This is a genomic window from Microbacterium sp. Au-Mic1, assembly GCF_021341785.1.
In the GTDB taxonomy this organism is placed as follows: Bacteria; Actinomycetota; Actinomycetes; order Actinomycetales; family Microbacteriaceae; genus Microbacterium.
Window position 1 is genome coordinate 60,683 of record NZ_JAJTTF010000013.1, and the last position, 14,813, is coordinate 75,495.

Genomic DNA, 14,813 nt, shown 5'->3' on the forward strand with positions numbered 1-14,813 from the left:
GTCAGTACTCGATGCGGGTGGTGGTGTGGCTCCACTCGGTGAAGGGCGCGACGCGCTCCTCAGCCGGCAGGGCGATGTCGGAGACGGGCATGAGGGCCTTGTCCTCGGGCCCGCCCTCGAAATAGCGGTAGAACACCGCGTCGTCGAAGCCGGCGTCGGCGGCGTCGTCGCGGTTCGCCGCGAAGTACACGCGGTCGACGCGCGCCCAGAGCGACGTGGCGAGGCACATCGGGCACGGCTCGCAGCTCGTGTAGAGGGTGGCGCCGGAGAGGTCGAACGTGCCGAGCTGCTGGCACGCGTTGCGGATCGCGGTCACTTCGGCGTGCGCCGAGGGATCGAGGTTCGCGGTGACCCTGTTGACGCCCTCGAAGACCCGGCCGTCGGCCGAGACGATGATGGCGCCGAACGGACCTCCGGCGTTTCGGACGTTGTCCGTGGCGAGGGCGACGGCCTGAGCGAGATACTCGGCGGGCGTCGTCGCAGCAGCGGACGAAGGCGCACTGGTGCTGTTCATGGAGAGCTTCCTTGCTGTCGTCGCAGTGATACGGCTTCCGGTCGAGCCCTTCGTCGGGCCCTTCCTCGAGATAAGTACGTCGAACCGCTAGGTTGTCATCCCACCCGAGACGGCTGTTGCGGCCTCGGGCTGGAATGACGATAACAGCGATCCCTGTCCGCGTCCATGATTTTTTGGAACTCACATTCCACATTGCGGTAAAGATGGTCACAACTCCGCATTCGCGGCGCTATCATCCCTTCCATGACGCATTTTCGGATCAGTGAGGCAGCACGCCTTCTCGACGTCAGCGACGACACCATCCGCCGCTGGGCGGCCGAGGGGATCCTCACCGTCTCCAAGGACGATTCCGGACACCAGATCGTGCCCGGCGCGGAGCTCGCCGAACGAGCCCAGGCGCTTGCCGGCCAACCCGATCCGGGCGGCAACGTGCTGCGCAGCGCGCGCAACCGCTTCGTCGGTCTCGTCACCGCCGTGCGCGTGGAGGGCCTCATGGCGCAGATCGAGCTGCAGAGCGGACCGCACCGCATCGTGTCGCTCATGAGCGCCGAGGCTGCGACCGAGCTCGGCCTCGAGGTCGGAAGCAAAGCCGTCGCCGTCACCAAAGCCACCATGATGATCATCGAAACCGAAAGGACCGAGTCACGATGACCCGCTCCCCCCTGCCGTTCCGCCTTTCCGCGCTCGCCGCCACGGCCCTCGCCGCGTCGCTCGCCCTGACCGCGTGCTCGGGCTCGTCGCCCGCCGCGACGCCGACGCCCACCCCGACCGCCGCGGCCTCGACGGTGAGCGGCGAGCTGACCGTGTTCGCCGCCGCCTCGCTGAGCAAGGCCTTCGACCAGATCACCACCGAGTTCGAGGCGGAGAACCCGAAGGTGCACGTCAACCCGATCACCTACGACGGGTCCTCGACGCTCGCGACGCAGATCATCGAGGGCGCCCCGGTCGACGTGTTCGCCTCGGCCGATCAGAAGAACATGGACAAGGTCACCCAGGCGGGGCTCGCCGGTGACGCCCCGGTCTTCACCACGAACGTGCTGCAGATCGCCGTCGCACCCGGCAACCCGCTGAAGGTGAAGGATCTGACCTCGCTCACCGACCCGGCGCTCAAGCTCGTGCTGTGCGCCCCCGCGGTGCCCTGCGGGAACGCCGCGAAGACGCTCCTCGACGCCGCGGGAGTGACGGCGGCCCCGGTCAGCGAGGAGCAGAACGTGACCGCGGTGCTCGCCAAGGTCAAGGCCGGCGAGGCCGATGCGGGCCTGGTCTACACCACCGACGTCAAGGCCGCGGGCTCCGCGGTGACCGGCATCGCGATCGCCGGCGCCGACAAGGCGATCAACAAGTACCCGATCACGGTGCTGAAGGCCTCGAAGAACGCCGAGGCCGCGACCGCGTTCCAGAAGTTCGTGCAGTCCGACAAGGGGCAGAAGATCCTCAAGGATCTCGGGTTCGGCGGCGCATGAGAACGGGGGGCCGGAGGGACCCGCGCGCGGTCGTGTCGTCGTCGACGACGGCCGCGCGCGGCGACTCCCCGACCCCGCACACCGCATCGGCGGCTCTCCCGTCCGCCCAGCGCCGGCGCGGCGAGAGCCTTCCCGCCTGGCTGCTGATCCCCGCGATCGTCGCGGTGCTGCTGCTGGTGCTGCCGTTCATCGCACTGCTGGTGCGGCTGGATTGGGCGACGGTCCCGGCGGCGATCACCTCGCCGGCCGCGCTGCAGGCGCTCGGGCTCTCGCTGACCACTGCCGCGATCGCGACCGTGATCTGCGCAATCCTCGGCGTGCCTCTCGCGGTCGCCATGGCGCGCAGCCCCGGATGGCTGGCCTCGGTGCTGCGCACGCTGACCACGCTGCCGCTCGTCCTGCCCCCGCTCGTCGGAGGCATCGCGCTGCTCGCCCTGCTCGGGCGCAACGGCCTGCTCGGCGGAGCCCTCGCCGTCGCAGGCATCAGGATCCCGTTCACAACCACGGCCGTGGTCATCGCGCAGGCGTTCGTGGCGCTGCCGTTCCTGGTGATCTCGATCGAGGGCGCGCTGCGGGCGATCGGCACCGAGCACGAGCGGGTCGCGGCAGGGCTCGGGGCCAGCCGGTTCACCGTGTTCCGCCGGGTGACGCTGCCGCTCGCCGCCCCCGGGCTCCTCGCCGGCACCGTGCTGTGCTTCGCGCGGGCGCTCGGCGAGTTCGGGGCGACCGCGTTGTTCGCCGGCAACGCCGCCGGGGTGACCCGCACCATGCCGCTCGCGATCTACACGGCGTTCAACGGCGCCGGGGTCGAGGAGGACACGGCGATCGCGCTCTCGCTCCTGCTGATCCTCGTCGCCCTCGCGGTGCTCGTGCTGGTGCGCGGGTGGCGAGCGGGGAGCGTGCGATGAGGGTCGATGTGCACACCCGTCGCGGCGCGTTCGCGATGTCCGCGGCCTTCGAAACGCAGCCGGGTGAGATCCTCGCCGTGATCGGACCGAACGGATCCGGCAAGTCGACGCTGCTGAACGCGATCGCCGGACTCCTGCCCGCCGCGGGCTCCGTCGTCGTCGGCGACCGCGTGCTCGACGCCCCTGCCGGTCCCGGTGCGCCGCGCGGGACTCACGTGCCGCCGTCCCGGCGCCGCATCGCACTGCTCGGCCAGCGCCCGCTGCTGTTCCCGCACCTGTCCATACGCGAGAACGTCGCGTTCGGACCGCGCGCACAAGGGGTTCCGCGGGCCGAGGCCCGTCGTCGCGCTTCGATGCGGCTGGAGGAGGTCGGGCTGGGTGGTCTCGCCGCGCGTCGCCCCGCCGAGCTCTCCGGCGGACAGCAGCAACGGGCCGCGATCGCGCGCGCCCTCGCCGCCGAGCCCGACGCCCTGCTGCTGGACGAGCCGTTCGCCGCGCTCGACGCCCCCTCCGCCGCACAGGCGCGGCGGCTCATCGCCGCGCAGCAGGGCCAGAACCCCGCGATCCCGATCCTGCTCGTCACGCACGACCCGATGGACGCGCTGATCCTCGCCGCGCGCACGCTGGTGATGCACGACGGCGCTGTGGTGCAGGGCGGCAGCACCGCCGAGGTGCTGGGGCACCCACGCACGGAATTCGTGGCGGCGCTCGCCGGCGTGAACCGCCTCGAAGCGGTCGGCGCCGACGGCGACGTCGTGCACGCGGGCGGGCTCATGCTGCGCGGGCACGGCGATGCGCTGGGCGTCGGCGAGACCGGCAGCGCCGTGTTCGCGCCGGGATCCGTGCGGACGGAGCCGCTCCAGGAGCGCGCCGATGCCGGATCCGCCACCGATCCGAACCACTGGATGGGTCGGGTGACGCAACTGGATCCCATCCCCGGCGGGATCCGTCTGCGCACGGCCGAGCATCCCGGCGTCGCCGTCGACTGCCCGTCCACGCATGCCGTCGCACTCGGGCTGCACCCCGGGCAGCGCCTCGCGTTCCGCATCGACGATGCCGATGTGTCGGTGCGCGCCGAGCCCCCTCGGGGTCGCTGAGCGAGCACCGGCGAACCCTCCGGGGCGTTGAGCGAACACCGACACTTCGACTCGCTGCGCTCGCTCAGTGCGGGTCTGCGCGAGGAGTGAGACGAAACGCGGTCCCCTGCGAGATCGCCGCGTTTCGTCTCGGTCGCCTGCGGCGTCCTCGCTCAACGACCCCGAAATGCCTTCATCCGGATCCTGCTCCCTCACGCCGGTGCTACGGTTGCCCCTCGAAAGGAGGCCCAGCGATGCCCCCCACGCGGCTGCCGTCGTCCGGTGTCCTCGACGCCCGCGATCGCCCGTTGCGCGACCTGCGGATCTCGGTCACCGACCGGTGCAACTTCCGCTGCGTCTATTGCATGCCGCGCGAGGTCTTCGGTCGCGACTATGCATTCCTGGAACGGCATGAACTGCTCAGTTTCGAGGAGATCGAGCGGATCGCCCGGGCCGCGCTCGCGAACGGCGTCCGCAAGCTGCGCCTCACCGGCGGGGAGCCGCTGCTGCGTCGCGGGATCGAGGATCTTGTCGCCCGGCTCGCGGCGTTGCGCACCCTCGACGGCACCAAGCCCGAGATCGCGCTGACGACGAACGGATCCGCCCTCGCCGTCAAGGCGGAAGCTCTCAAGGACGCGGGCGTCGATCGCATCACCGTCTCCATCGATTCTCTGGATGATCAGCTGTTCCGGCGGATGAATGACGTCGAGTTCCCTGTTGCGCGCGTACTGCAGGGTATCGACGCGGCACAGGCCGCCGGCATGCCCGTGAAGCTCAACACCGTGGTCAAGCGCGGCGTCAACGACAGCGAGATCCTGAGCCTCGCCGAGCACTTCCGCGGCACCGGTCACGTGCTGCGTTTCATCGAGTACATGGACGTCGGCGCCACGAACGGCTGGAGCCTGGACGAGGTCGTCCCCTCGGCTGAGATCGTGGCGACCATCGATGCGCGCTTCCCGCTCGAGCCCATCGCTCCGGCCGCCACCGGCGAGACCGCGAAGCGCTGGCGCTATGTCGACGGATCCGGTGAGATCGGCGTGATCTCATCGGTCACGAACGCGTTCTGCGGCACCTGCAACCGCGCCCGTCTCTCCACCGAGGGACGCCTGTTCACGTGCCTGTTCGCGACCGAGGGGCATGACCTGCGCGCACTGCTGCGCGGCGGCGCCGACGACGCCGAGCTCGCGGCGACCCTCGCGCGGATCTGGGGAGTGCGCGACGACCGCTACTCCGAGATCCGCGGGAGCCTCACTCCCGAGCTGCGCGCCGACCGGCACCGCATCGAGATGAGCTACATCGGAGGCTGAGCCTCCCCAGCCCCGGGGTCGTTGAGCGAGGACGGCGAAGCCGACCGAGACGAAACGCCGCACTCTCGCGAGAGCACCGCCGTTTCGTCTTGCTTCTCGCTCCGCTCGGGGCTCGCTCAACGACCCCGGGAGCGATGACCCCGGGAGCACCGCCCCAGCCAGCACCGACGGCGGGAGTGACCGCGCCGGACTCGGCTCAGAGCCCGACCCACTCCGACACGCCGTCGACGTAGTGCTGGCGCTTCCAGATCGGCACCCCGCGCTTGATCTCCTCGACCAGGTGCTCGCACGCTTCGAACGCCTCCTTGCGGTGGCCCGCCGATGCCGCGGCGAACAGGGCGACGTCGCCGATGCGGAGGTCGCCGACCCGGTGCGCGGCCGCGACGAGCAGCCCCGTCTCCGCCGTCACGCGCTCCACGATCTCCTCGAGGAAGCGCTCCGCGTCGGGGTGCGCGCGGTAGTCCAGCGAGCGCACGGACTGACCCCCGTCGTGATCGCGCACGATGCCGCAGAACATCACCGTCGCTCCGTGGGCCGCGTCGCCCACCGCCGCACGGATGACCGCCTCGTCCAGCGGCTGGTCGCTGATGATCGCGCGTTCGCTCATGCGCCCGCCCCTTCCGTCGTTCCGCCCACGGCGGCGAATGCTCCGATCCCGCCCACGAGGTAGCGCGCCTCGATGCCGCGCTCGCGCAGCATCTGCACCGCACGCCGCGAGCGCGGATCCTTCTCGCAGAACACGACGAGAGGCCCCGCGCTCGACTCGGGGAACGCGGGGATCGCGGCGCCGCCCTCGAGCGCACCGAGCGGCAGCGTGCCGGCGCCGGGGATCCCCCGCAGCAGAGTCTCGTGCGGCTCGCGCACGTCGAGCAGCCGCACGCCGTCCTCGCGCTGCAGCCGCAGCACCTCGGCAGCCGACAGCGCCGCGGCGTCCTCGGCGTCCTTGTCGGGGCCGGTGCCGCAGAACAGCTCGTAATCGACGAGATCGGTGACGGCCGGGGCGTCCTCGGCCCGATCGAACCCGATCTCACGGGTGCGCGCGGTGAGCGCGTCGTAGAACAGCACGCGGCCGACCAGGGGCTCGCCGATGCCCGTGATGAGCTTCACGACCTCGGTCGCCATGAACGATCCGATCGCCGTGCACAGGCTCGCGAGCACCCCGCCGAGCTCGCACGAGAGCACCTCGCCCGCGGCCGGCGGCGCGGGGAACAGATCGCGGAAGCCGACCTCGGGCACGGCCACACCCACCTGGCCCTGGAAGCGCAGAATGGATCCCCAGACCAGGGGCTTCCCCGCGAGGCGCGCGGCGTCGTCCCCGAGGTACCGGGTCGGGAAGTTGTCACTGCCGTCGACGAGGAGGTCGTACTCGGAGAGTATCCCCGGCAGCGTCTCGGCGGTCGCACGTTCCCGGTACGGGCGCACCAGGATCCCTGGATCGATGTCGCGCACGGTGTCGGCGAGCGAGCCGACCTTGGATCGCCCGATGTCGTCCACACCATGGCTGAGCTGGCGATGAAGGTTGGACAGCTCCACGACGTCGTCGTCGATCACTCCGATCGTGCCGACACCGCTTCCGGCGAGCGCAGGGACGAGGGCGCTGCCGAGGCCGCCGGCACCGATCACGAGCACGCGGGCCGCGCGCAGACGTCGCTGCGCCGTCTCGCCGAAGCCGGGCAGCATGAGCTGGCGGCTGTACCGGGCGATGTGTTCGGGCGGCAGTTCCGGCCCCGGCTCGACGAGCGCGATCATAGGATCGAGTGTACGCGGGGAACCCCTCGCTGGACCGCCTGCTTTCCATGATGCGGATGCTATTTTCCGCGATACGGGTAAGATTGAGGACATGGCCACCATCACCGTGCGGTACTTCGCCGCGGCCGCCGAGGCAGCAGGACGCGATCAGGAGCAGCTGACCGTCGATGCCGGCAGCGCCCTGTCGACGGTGGGCGCCCTGCGCGCGGAGCTGCTCGGACGCTATGGCGCTCCGATGGCGAAGGTGCTGAAGTCCGGTTCGTTCCTCGTCGACGGCACCGTCAGCCGCGACGACTCCCGCCCCCTCGGCGAGACGGTCGACATCCTGCCGCCGTTCGCCGGCGGCTGAGTTCGGCGAATCCGTTCCGCCGACGCACCCCGGGACGCCCATGCCCGTCTGGATCCCGCGGATCGGGTCCCGAATCGCCGACGATGTCCCGTCTGGCCGAGATTACCGGCGGATCCGTCGGCGAAACGTGACAAGCTCGGTGATCTGGGGCCGTAGTGGGAAGACAAGAGCCGGAGGAGACGAGCATGAGCGATCTGACCCACCTGCGGGCCGATGGATCCGCGCACATGGTGGACGTGACCGACAAGGCCGTCACGCGCCGTGAAGCGCGAGCACAGGCCGTGCTGCAGACGACGGCCGACGTCGTGGCGAAGATCGCGGACGGCACGCTGCCCAAGGGCGAGGCGCTCGGCACTGCCCGCATCGCAGGGATCATGGGGGCGAAGCAGACCTCGACGCTCATCCCCCTCTGCCACCCGCTGCCGCTGAGCCGCGTCGAGATCGACCTCGTGCCCGAGGGCGACCGGGTGCGCATCCTCGCCACGGCGGTCACGAAGGGCGTCACCGGGGTCGAGATGGAGGCGCTCACGGCCGCCACTGTGGCGGCGCTCACCCTCTACGACATGATCAAGGCCGTCGACAAGCACGCCGTGATCGGCGACATCCGCGTGCTCGCGAAGTCCGGCGGCAAGAGCGGCGACTGGACCGCGGAGTGACCACGGAGCCGTCGTCCACCAGGTCCGCGACCGTGCTCGTGGTGTCGACCCGAGCCTCGGCGGGCGTGTACACCGATGAGACCGGGCCCGTCATCCGCGCGTGGCTGGCCGAGCGCGGATTCGCGGTCGGCGATCCGGTCGTCACCGCCGACGCCTCCGTGGCGGAGGCGCTCGCGGCCGCACTCGACGGTGCTCCGGATCTGCTGCTCACGACAGGAGGCACCGGGCTCTCGCCGGATGACCGTACCCCCGAGGCGACCGCCGCGCTGCTCGACCGGGAGATCCCCGGCCTCATGGAGGAGCTGCGTCGCCGTGGCCTCGCCGCGACCCCGATGGCCCTGCTCACCCGCGGAGTCGCCGGAGTCGCGGGGCGCACCGTCGTGATGAACCTCCCCGGCTCGCGCGGCGGCGTGCGCGACGGCCTCGCGGTGCTGGATCCGATCCTGGATCATCTGCTGGCACAGCTGAGCGGCCGCGGCGACCACCGCTGACACCGGCACTCCGCCATCGACGCAGCCCGCGCGCACCCCCTACAGTGTGCTCAGAGGGCAGCGCTGGGGCACCGCTCTCAGCGATGAGGGGCGGTCTCTCCCATGATCGACGCGCAGCACCTGCACGCCAGGGCACCACGACTCCACCATCACGGGCGCGCAGCTCTCCTGGCGGTGCTGGTGGGCGCCCTGCTCACCGTGACCGGGTGCACCGCGAACGGGACGACGCCACCGCCCTCCACCCGTCCGCCGTCTTCACCTGCGGTCGATCCCTCGGCGTGCGTCCCGGATCCCGGATCGGTGATCGACCGTACGCAAGTCGCCGCAGCCACCGGGAAGCTGCCTTCGGCGCAGTCCACGTCGCTCGACACTGCGGCCGCTGCGGCGTTCGTGGCGACGGCTGCGCCCGGCGCAGTCGTCGCGGTGCGCTCCCCGCAGGGCACCTGGGTCAACGCCTACGGCGTCTCGGACCTGACGACGAAGGAACCCCTGACCCCCGACGTCTACCACCGCATCGGATCGGTGACGAAGACGTTCACGACCACGGTGATCATGCAGCTGGTCTCGCAGAAGAAGCTGTCTTTGAGTGATCCGATCAGCGACTACGTGCCGAATGTGCCGCACGGATCCGAGATCACGATCCTCGAGCTGGCGAACATGACCAGCGGCATCGCCAACTACACCGACGATCTCGAGTTCATGAAGCTGTACCTGACCGACTACAGCATCATCTGGACGGTCGATCAGCGGCTGGCGACGGCGTTCGCGATGCCGCGCACCTCGGCACCCGGCGCCGAGTTCCACTACTCCAACACCAACACCGTGCTGCTCGGGGAGGTCATCGAGAAGATCACCGGGCACCCTCTCGCCGAGGAGCTTCAGCGGAGGATCTTCGATCCGCTCCGGCTGACCCACACCTCGTACCCGCTGGCCTCCGCCGTCCTGCCCGAGCCGCACGCGCACGGATACACCAGCCTCGGAATCGTCGACGACACCATCAGCGGGAACGCGCCGATCCGGGACTCCACCGCGTGGAACGTGTCCCAGGCGGGCGCCTCCGGCGAGATCGTCAGCACCGTCGACGACCTGCTCGTGTACGGCCGCGCCCTCGGCACCGGACAGGACCTGCTCCCCCGGGATGCGCAGATCGCGCGTCTGTCCTCCTTCCCCACCCCGGCGGGATACGGCATCGGGCTGAACTGCGTGCAGGGCTGGCTCGGTCACAACGGACAGGTGCCCGGATACAACACGGCCCTGTACTACGACACCCGCACGGACACGACGGTGGTCGTCGAGGTCAACAGCGATCATCCCGTGGGGGCCGCCGGGATCACTCCCGCGGACTCGATCTTCTACGCCGTGGCCGCAGCCCTTGGACGCGCCGTCGAGGGAGCCCCCTGAGCCCGGCCGCGTAAGGTGGGACGCCTATGGCTATCGGGGCGACGATCCACACGTTCGACGTGCAACTGGCGGACACCGACCGCGGCGTCTACGAGGACTACTCGCTGCGCGTCGCGCGGCACCCGTCCGAGACCGACGCCTACATGCTGACCCGGTTGCTCGCCTACGGGCTGGAGTTCGCCGCGGGCATCGCCTTCAGCGAGGGGCTCTCCAGCACGGAGGAGCCCGCCGTGGTCGTGCGCGACCTCACCGGGCGCACCACCGGCTGGATCGAGGTCGGCGCCCCCGATGCCGAGCGCCTGCATTACGGATCCCGGCTGGCCGAGCGCACCGTCGTGTACACGCATCGGGATCCGGCCAAGGTCATGGCGCCGTGGGAGGGCAAGCGGATCCACCGCGCCGAGCACATCCGCGTCTACAGCTTCGATCCGGGCTTCATCGAGTCAGCGGTGCCCCTGCTGGAGCGCCGCAACAGCGTCACCATGACCGTCACCGAGCGCACGCTCTACCTCGACCTCAACGGCACGAGCCTGACGACGGCGATCCACGAGCACGAGCTCGGCTGAGGTCCTGCCCCGCGCCGCGGGCTCAGACGTCGGACAGGCCGTGCTCGCGCAGCTCGCGCCGGGTGGGGTGATGCGCGGGGGACTCCGCGCCTTCCACGTAGGCCGCCGCGATGGCGGACAACTGCGAGGTCGAGGTCGGCGGTTCGGACGGATCTGCCGCAGGCGCCGCCACGGGGGACGCCGAGGCGACCGCTTCTCCTGCTGCTTCGTCCGCGACCGCGGACGGCTCGCTCCCCTGCTCCGCCGCGGCCGGAGACCCGTTGCCCGAGGGCGCTTCCGGTGCCGTCGGGGTGCCCGGATCCGAGGTGTCCGTGCCGTCCGGTGATCCGCCGGCCTTCGCCGCGCGCCTCGCCGCCCGGCGCTCCTTCGCCCCCTCGACGAGGTTGTAGAGCGTCGGCAGCACGAGCAGCGTGAGCACGGTCGAGGACACGAGACCGCCGATCACGACGATCGCGAGCGGCTGCGAGATGAAACCGCCGTGCCCGGTGATGCCGAGGGCCATCGGGGTGAGCGCGAAGATCGTGGCGAGCGCGGTCATCAGGATCGGGCGCAGACGCCGGGATCCGCCCGCGATCGTGGCGTCGTGCGCGTTCATCCCCTTCTCGCGGTACTGGTTCACGAGATCGACGAGCACGATCGCGTTCGTGACCACGATGCCGATGAGCATGAGCACACCGATGAGGGAGGCGACGCCGAGCGGCACGCCGGTCGCGATCTGCAGCAGGATCGCGCCGGTCGCCGCGAACGGCACCGAGCTCAGCAGGAGGATCGGCTGGCGCAGCGACTTGAAGGTCGCCACCATCACGATGTAGACGATGAGGATCGCCGCGAGCATCGCCAGTCCGAGCTGGCCGAACGCGTCCTGCTGCTGCGTGACCACGCCGCCGAGCGATGCGTCGGCCCCCGAGGGGAGCTTGGCGTTCGTGATCGCCTTCGACACCGAGGCCGAGGCACTCGCCAGGTCGTTCCCCTTCGGGGTGACCGAGACGGTCGCGGTGCGCTGTCCGCGCTGGGTCGTGACCGACGCCGGGCTCTCGCTCTGCTGCACGGTCGCGATCGCATCGAGCCGGATCAGGCCCGCGCGACTCGGGACGGTGAGCGCCTTCAGCTCGTCGACCGTGGTCGGCGGGTTCGCACTCTGCAGGTAGACGGTGAGCGAGGATCCGTCGATCTCCACGGATCCGATCTGCTGCGGGCGCATCGCCTGCGAGACGATCCCGCCGACCGCGACCTCGCTGAGCCCCGCCTTCGCCGCGGCAGCGCGGTCGACCTGCACGGAGATGTACGGGAGGGAGGCGGAGAGGTTGCTGGTGACCTGGTTCACACCGGCCGAGCCCTTGAGCTCGGTCACCAGCGCATCGGTCGCCGTGGTGAGGGTCTTCTCGTCCGGCGCGGTGATCTTCACCTGGATGTCGCTGGATCCGAAGCCCTCCGAGGCCGCGATCGTGATGTCGCCGACACCGTCGAGCTTCTTCACGGCGGCGCGGACATCGGCCTGCACGGTCTCCTGATTCGCGGACGGATCCGTCGTGATCGAGTAGGTGATGCCGGCGCCGCCACCGGAGAACGCGTCCCGCAGGGCGGATCCGCTGGATCCGATCGAGACCTGCACGGTCTTGATGCCGTGGATGTCCTTGATCGCCTCCTCGACCTTCTGCGCCGCGGTGTCCTCGGCCTCGAGGCTCGGCGCCTGGCCCAGAGACTGGGTCATCGTGAAGGTGTTCTGGCCGCTGGATCCGAGGAAGTTGATCTTCATCAGCGGGGCGGCCGCCATCGTGCCGATGAGCACGACGACCGCGAGCACCAGCGTGGTCCACGAGTGCTTGAGCGTCCAGCGCAGGATCGGCAGATAGCGGCGCTGCAGCCAGTTCGGCGGGGCGTCCTCGTGCTCGGGGTCGATCGCGTGGCCGTCCGGGCCGAGCAGCGGCTTGCCCGGGCGCAGGAACCAGTACGCGAGCACCGGCACGATCGTGAGGGCGACGAGCAGCGACGCCGTCATCGCGATGGTCACCGTGAGGGCGAACGGTCGGAACAGCTCCCCGGTCATGTCGCCGACGAAGGCGATCGGCAGGAACACGGCGACCGTGGTGATGGTCGAGGCGGTGACCGCCATCGCGACCTCGCGCACGGCGCTGAGGATCGCGGTCTTCTTGTCGGCGCCCTGCACGTAGTGCCGCTTGATGTTCTCGATCACGACGATCGAGTCGTCGACGACGCGGCCGATCGCGATCGTGAGCGCGCCGAGCGTGAGGATGTTGAGCGAGTAGCCGAAGGCCTGGATCCCGATGAACGTGATGAGCACGCTGGTCGGGATCGAGATCGCGGTGACCAGGGTCGAGCGCACCGAGAGCAGGAAGACCAGGATGATGAGCACGGCGAAGAGCAGGCCCAGCAGCCCCTCCTGAGCGAGCGACTCGATCGACTGCTGGATGAACGGCGCCTGGTCGAACACCGTGGTGAACGTCGCGCCCGGCAGGTCCTTCTTGAGCTGCGGGATCAGCGCGGTGACGGCCTTCGACACGTCGACCGTGTTCGCCGACGGCAGCTTGGTCACTGCGATCGTGAGCGCGGTCTTGCCGTCGACACGAGAGAGCGAGGTGACCGGATCCCCGTCGATCTCGACCTTCGCCACGGCCCCGATCGTGGTGGGGGCCGCCGCGGGTGCGCCGGGCGTCGCCGCCGTCGGGATCAGCGGGATCGCCTGCACCTGCTCGACGCTGGTGAGCTTCTCCCCCGTCTGCACGGTGAGCGTGTTGTCGTTCTCCGTGATCGACCCGCCCGGGAACAGGGTGCCGTTCTGCTGCAGCGCATCCTTGATCGCGCTCGAGGAGAGCCCCGCCGCCAGCAGGGCGGTGGTGTCGGGCGTGATCGTGAGGCGCTTGCCCTGGCCGCCGACGAGCGAAGCCGCGTTGACGCCCTTGAGCCGCTCGATCTTCGGAATGATCGTGTTCGTGAGGCGCTGCTGCGCCGCCTCCGCGTCGGAGAAGCCGGTGACCGCGACCTGGATCACGGGGAAGTCGTCGATCGACGCCGTGATGACCTGCGGATCCACGCCGTCGGGCAGCTGCGACTTGATCCGACCGATCGCCTGGTTGATCTTCTGTTCGGCCGTCGCGAGGTTGGTCCCGTAGGCGAAGGACGCCTGGATCACGGAGGAGTTCGTCGTGCTCGTCGCGGTCGAGGTGTCCAGGCCAGGGACGCCCTGGATCGCCGTCTCGATCGGGGTGGACACGTCGTGCTCGACGACCTCGGGCGAGGCGCCGGGGTAGCTGGCGACGATCGCGAGCTGCGGGAACTCGATCGACGGGATCAGCTCCTGCTTCAGGTTCGTGAGCGCGAGGCCGCCGAACACGGCGGCGACGATCGTGATGAGCGCGATCAGGGCGCGGTTGCGCAGGCTCAGGACGGCGAGTGTGGACACGTCGGATCCTCTCGATCAGTGCGTGCGGACGGCCGGTGCGCAGCCTGCGGCACGGGGTGACCCCGAATACGTGATGAGTCTAGATGCGTTCGTGTATCGAGATCTCCCGCCCGACCGCCCCGTCTATTCTGGGACGATGTCGCGCCTCCTCGTCCGCCGTCCTTCGCCCCGCCTCGCCGAAGGCGAGCTCACGCACCTCGAGCGGGTCCCGGTGGATCCGGAACTCGCACTGCGGCAGTGGGAGGCCTACGTCGAGGTGTACCGCTCCCTCGGCTGGGACGTGATCGACATCGATCCCGACGACGCGCACGCCGACGGGGTGTTCGTCGAGGACACCGTGGTCATGTTCGGCGACATCGCCCTGCTCACCCGGCCCGGCGCCGACTCGCGGCGCGGCGAGATCGACACGACCCGTGCGGCCCTCGAGAAGGCGGGCATCGAGTTCGCCGCGATCGAGGCGCCCGGAACGCTCGACGGCGGAGACGTGCTCAAGGTCGGCCGCACGGTCTACGTCGGGCAGACCCTGCGCACGAACGCCGAGGGGATCCGGCAGATGGACGCGCTGCTCGCCCCGCGCGGCTGGACCGTCGTCCCGGTCGAGGTCACCAAGGTGCTGCACCTGAAGAGCGGCGTCACCGCCCTGCCCGACGGCACCGTGATCGGCTATCCGCCGCTCGTCGACGACCCGACGATCTACCCGCAGTTCCTCGCGGTGCCGGAGGAGCACGGCACGGCCGTCGTCGTGCTCGACGAGAACACGGTGCTGATGTCGGCCGATGCCCCGCAGAGCGCGCAGCTCTTCCGGGATCGCGGCCTCACGGTGATCGAGACCCCCGTCTCCGAGTTCGAGAAGCTCGAAGGCTGCGTGACCTGCCTGTCGGTGCGCGTGCGGGACTGAGCCGGACCCGGCCC

15 protein-coding genes are annotated in these 14,813 nt (G+C 70.1%); 11 read left to right on the forward strand and 4 right to left on the reverse strand.

Translation table 11 applies throughout. From position 1 onward, the window contains the following. Position 1: 1 nt before the first annotated feature. Entirely contained in the window at positions 2 to 514 is a 513-nt protein-coding gene (locus LXM50_RS15970) for a nucleoside deaminase (protein ID WP_233312461.1), read from the reverse strand. A gap of 243 nt (positions 515 to 757) precedes the next feature. Here LXM50_RS15970 and LXM50_RS15975 point away from each other — a divergent pair, with 243 nt between their 5' ends. The 5 genes from LXM50_RS15975 (at position 758) to moaA (ending at position 5,268) form a co-directional block, all read left to right on the forward strand. Next, a complete protein-coding gene (locus LXM50_RS15975; RefSeq protein WP_233312462.1) occupies positions 758 to 1,165 on the forward strand; it encodes a molybdopterin-binding protein in 408 nt (135 codons plus the stop codon). After that, a complete protein-coding gene (gene modA, locus LXM50_RS15980) occupies positions 1,162 to 1,977 on the forward strand; it encodes a molybdate ABC transporter substrate-binding protein (RefSeq protein WP_233312463.1) in 816 nt (271 codons plus the stop codon). The genes LXM50_RS15975 and modA overlap by 4 nt, the downstream gene beginning before the upstream one ends. A 140-nt stretch (positions 1,978 to 2,117) precedes the next feature. Next, the gene (locus LXM50_RS15985) at positions 2,118 to 2,885 is read left to right on the forward strand and encodes an ABC transporter permease (protein ID WP_233312525.1); all 768 of its coding nucleotides are present in this window, start codon (positions 2,118 to 2,120) and stop codon (positions 2,883 to 2,885) included. Further along, on the forward strand, positions 2,882 to 3,982 hold the full coding sequence (locus tag LXM50_RS15990; RefSeq protein WP_233312464.1) for a sulfate/molybdate ABC transporter ATP-binding protein: 1,101 nt from the start codon (positions 2,882 to 2,884) through the stop codon (positions 3,980 to 3,982). The genes LXM50_RS15985 and LXM50_RS15990 overlap by 4 nt, the downstream gene beginning before the upstream one ends. A 233-nt stretch (positions 3,983 to 4,215) precedes the next feature. Then, a complete protein-coding gene (gene moaA, locus LXM50_RS15995; RefSeq protein ID WP_233312465.1) occupies positions 4,216 to 5,268 on the forward strand; it encodes a GTP 3',8-cyclase MoaA in 1,053 nt (350 codons plus the stop codon). A 196-nt stretch (positions 5,269 to 5,464) separates the two neighbouring features. Here moaA and LXM50_RS16000 read toward each other — a convergent pair whose 3' ends face one another. Both LXM50_RS16000 and LXM50_RS16005 read right to left on the reverse strand, forming a co-directional pair. Continuing rightward, a complete protein-coding gene (locus LXM50_RS16000) occupies positions 5,465 to 5,875 on the reverse strand; it encodes a molybdenum cofactor biosynthesis protein MoaE (protein ID WP_233312466.1) in 411 nt (136 codons plus the stop codon). Then, on the reverse strand, positions 5,872 to 7,017 hold the full coding sequence (locus LXM50_RS16005) for a ThiF family adenylyltransferase (protein WP_233312467.1): 1,146 nt from the start codon (positions 7,015 to 7,017) through the stop codon (positions 5,872 to 5,874). Before LXM50_RS16005 ends, LXM50_RS16000 begins: the two co-directional genes overlap by 4 nt. A gap of 91 nt (positions 7,018 to 7,108) precedes the next feature. On the opposite strand from LXM50_RS16005, the gene LXM50_RS16010 reads away from it, so the two are divergent. The 5 genes from LXM50_RS16010 to LXM50_RS16030 all read left to right on the forward strand — a co-directional run bounded on the left by LXM50_RS16010 (position 7,109) and on the right by LXM50_RS16030 (position 10,480). Then, the gene (locus LXM50_RS16010; protein WP_233312468.1) at positions 7,109 to 7,366 is read left to right on the forward strand and encodes a MoaD/ThiS family protein; all 258 of its coding nucleotides are present in this window, start codon (positions 7,109 to 7,111) and stop codon (positions 7,364 to 7,366) included. Between the two features lie 185 nt (positions 7,367 to 7,551). Next, positions 7,552 to 8,022, forward strand: a complete 471-nt coding sequence (gene moaC / locus LXM50_RS16015) for a cyclic pyranopterin monophosphate synthase MoaC (RefSeq protein ID WP_233312469.1) — start codon at positions 7,552 to 7,554, stop codon at positions 8,020 to 8,022. After that, a complete protein-coding gene (locus tag LXM50_RS16020; protein WP_233312470.1) occupies positions 8,019 to 8,513 on the forward strand; it encodes a MogA/MoaB family molybdenum cofactor biosynthesis protein in 495 nt (164 codons plus the stop codon). Before moaC ends, LXM50_RS16020 begins: the two co-directional genes overlap by 4 nt. A gap of 102 nt (positions 8,514 to 8,615) precedes the next feature. Beyond that, positions 8,616 to 9,914, forward strand: a complete 1,299-nt coding sequence (locus LXM50_RS16025; protein ID WP_233312471.1) for a serine hydrolase — start codon at positions 8,616 to 8,618, stop codon at positions 9,912 to 9,914. Between the two features lie 26 nt (positions 9,915 to 9,940). Then, entirely contained in the window at positions 9,941 to 10,480 is a 540-nt protein-coding gene (locus tag LXM50_RS16030) for a YaeQ family protein (RefSeq protein ID WP_233312472.1), read from the forward strand. Positions 10,481 to 10,502: 22 nt separating this feature from the next. On the opposite strand, the gene LXM50_RS16035 is transcribed toward LXM50_RS16030, so the two are convergent. Continuing rightward, positions 10,503 to 13,901 carry an efflux RND transporter permease subunit gene (locus LXM50_RS16035; protein ID WP_233312473.1) on the reverse strand — a complete coding sequence of 1,133 codons (3,399 nt, stop codon included), beginning with the start codon at positions 13,899 to 13,901 and terminating at the stop codon, positions 10,503 to 10,505. A gap of 136 nt (positions 13,902 to 14,037) precedes the next feature. On the opposite strand from LXM50_RS16035, the gene ddaH reads away from it, so the two are divergent. Beyond that, positions 14,038 to 14,799 (forward strand): dimethylargininase, encoded by a 762-nt coding sequence (ddaH, locus tag LXM50_RS16040; protein WP_233312474.1) that lies wholly within the window; start codon positions 14,038 to 14,040, stop codon positions 14,797 to 14,799. The last annotated feature ends 14 nt before the right edge of the window (positions 14,800 to 14,813 follow it).

What these genes read in the sequence shown, in the direction of transcription:
- LXM50_RS15970 (WP_233312461.1), bottom strand. Translation starts at nt 514, where the DNA reads ATGAACAGCACCAGTGCGCCTTCGTCCGCTGCTGCGACGACGCCCGCC.
- LXM50_RS15975 (WP_233312462.1), top strand. Translation starts at nt 758, where the DNA reads ATGACGCATTTTCGGATCAGTGAGGCAGCACGCCTTCTCGACGTCAGC.
- modA (WP_233312463.1), top strand. Translation starts at nt 1,162, where the DNA reads ATGACCCGCTCCCCCCTGCCGTTCCGCCTTTCCGCGCTCGCCGCCACG.
- LXM50_RS15990 (WP_233312464.1), top strand. Translation starts at nt 2,882, where the DNA reads ATGAGGGTCGATGTGCACACCCGTCGCGGCGCGTTCGCGATGTCCGCG.
- moaA (WP_233312465.1), top strand. Translation starts at nt 4,216, where the DNA reads ATGCCCCCCACGCGGCTGCCGTCGTCCGGTGTCCTCGACGCCCGCGAT.
- LXM50_RS16000 (WP_233312466.1), bottom strand. Translation starts at nt 5,875, where the DNA reads ATGAGCGAACGCGCGATCATCAGCGACCAGCCGCTGGACGAGGCGGTC.
- LXM50_RS16005 (WP_233312467.1), bottom strand. Translation starts at nt 7,017, where the DNA reads ATGATCGCGCTCGTCGAGCCGGGGCCGGAACTGCCGCCCGAACACATC.
- LXM50_RS16010 (WP_233312468.1), top strand. Translation starts at nt 7,109, where the DNA reads ATGGCCACCATCACCGTGCGGTACTTCGCCGCGGCCGCCGAGGCAGCA.
- moaC (WP_233312469.1), top strand. Translation starts at nt 7,552, where the DNA reads ATGAGCGATCTGACCCACCTGCGGGCCGATGGATCCGCGCACATGGTG.
- LXM50_RS16025 (WP_233312471.1), top strand. Translation starts at nt 8,616, where the DNA reads ATGATCGACGCGCAGCACCTGCACGCCAGGGCACCACGACTCCACCAT.
- LXM50_RS16030 (WP_233312472.1), top strand. Translation starts at nt 9,941, where the DNA reads ATGGCTATCGGGGCGACGATCCACACGTTCGACGTGCAACTGGCGGAC.
- ddaH (WP_233312474.1), top strand. Translation starts at nt 14,038, where the DNA reads ATGTCGCGCCTCCTCGTCCGCCGTCCTTCGCCCCGCCTCGCCGAAGGC.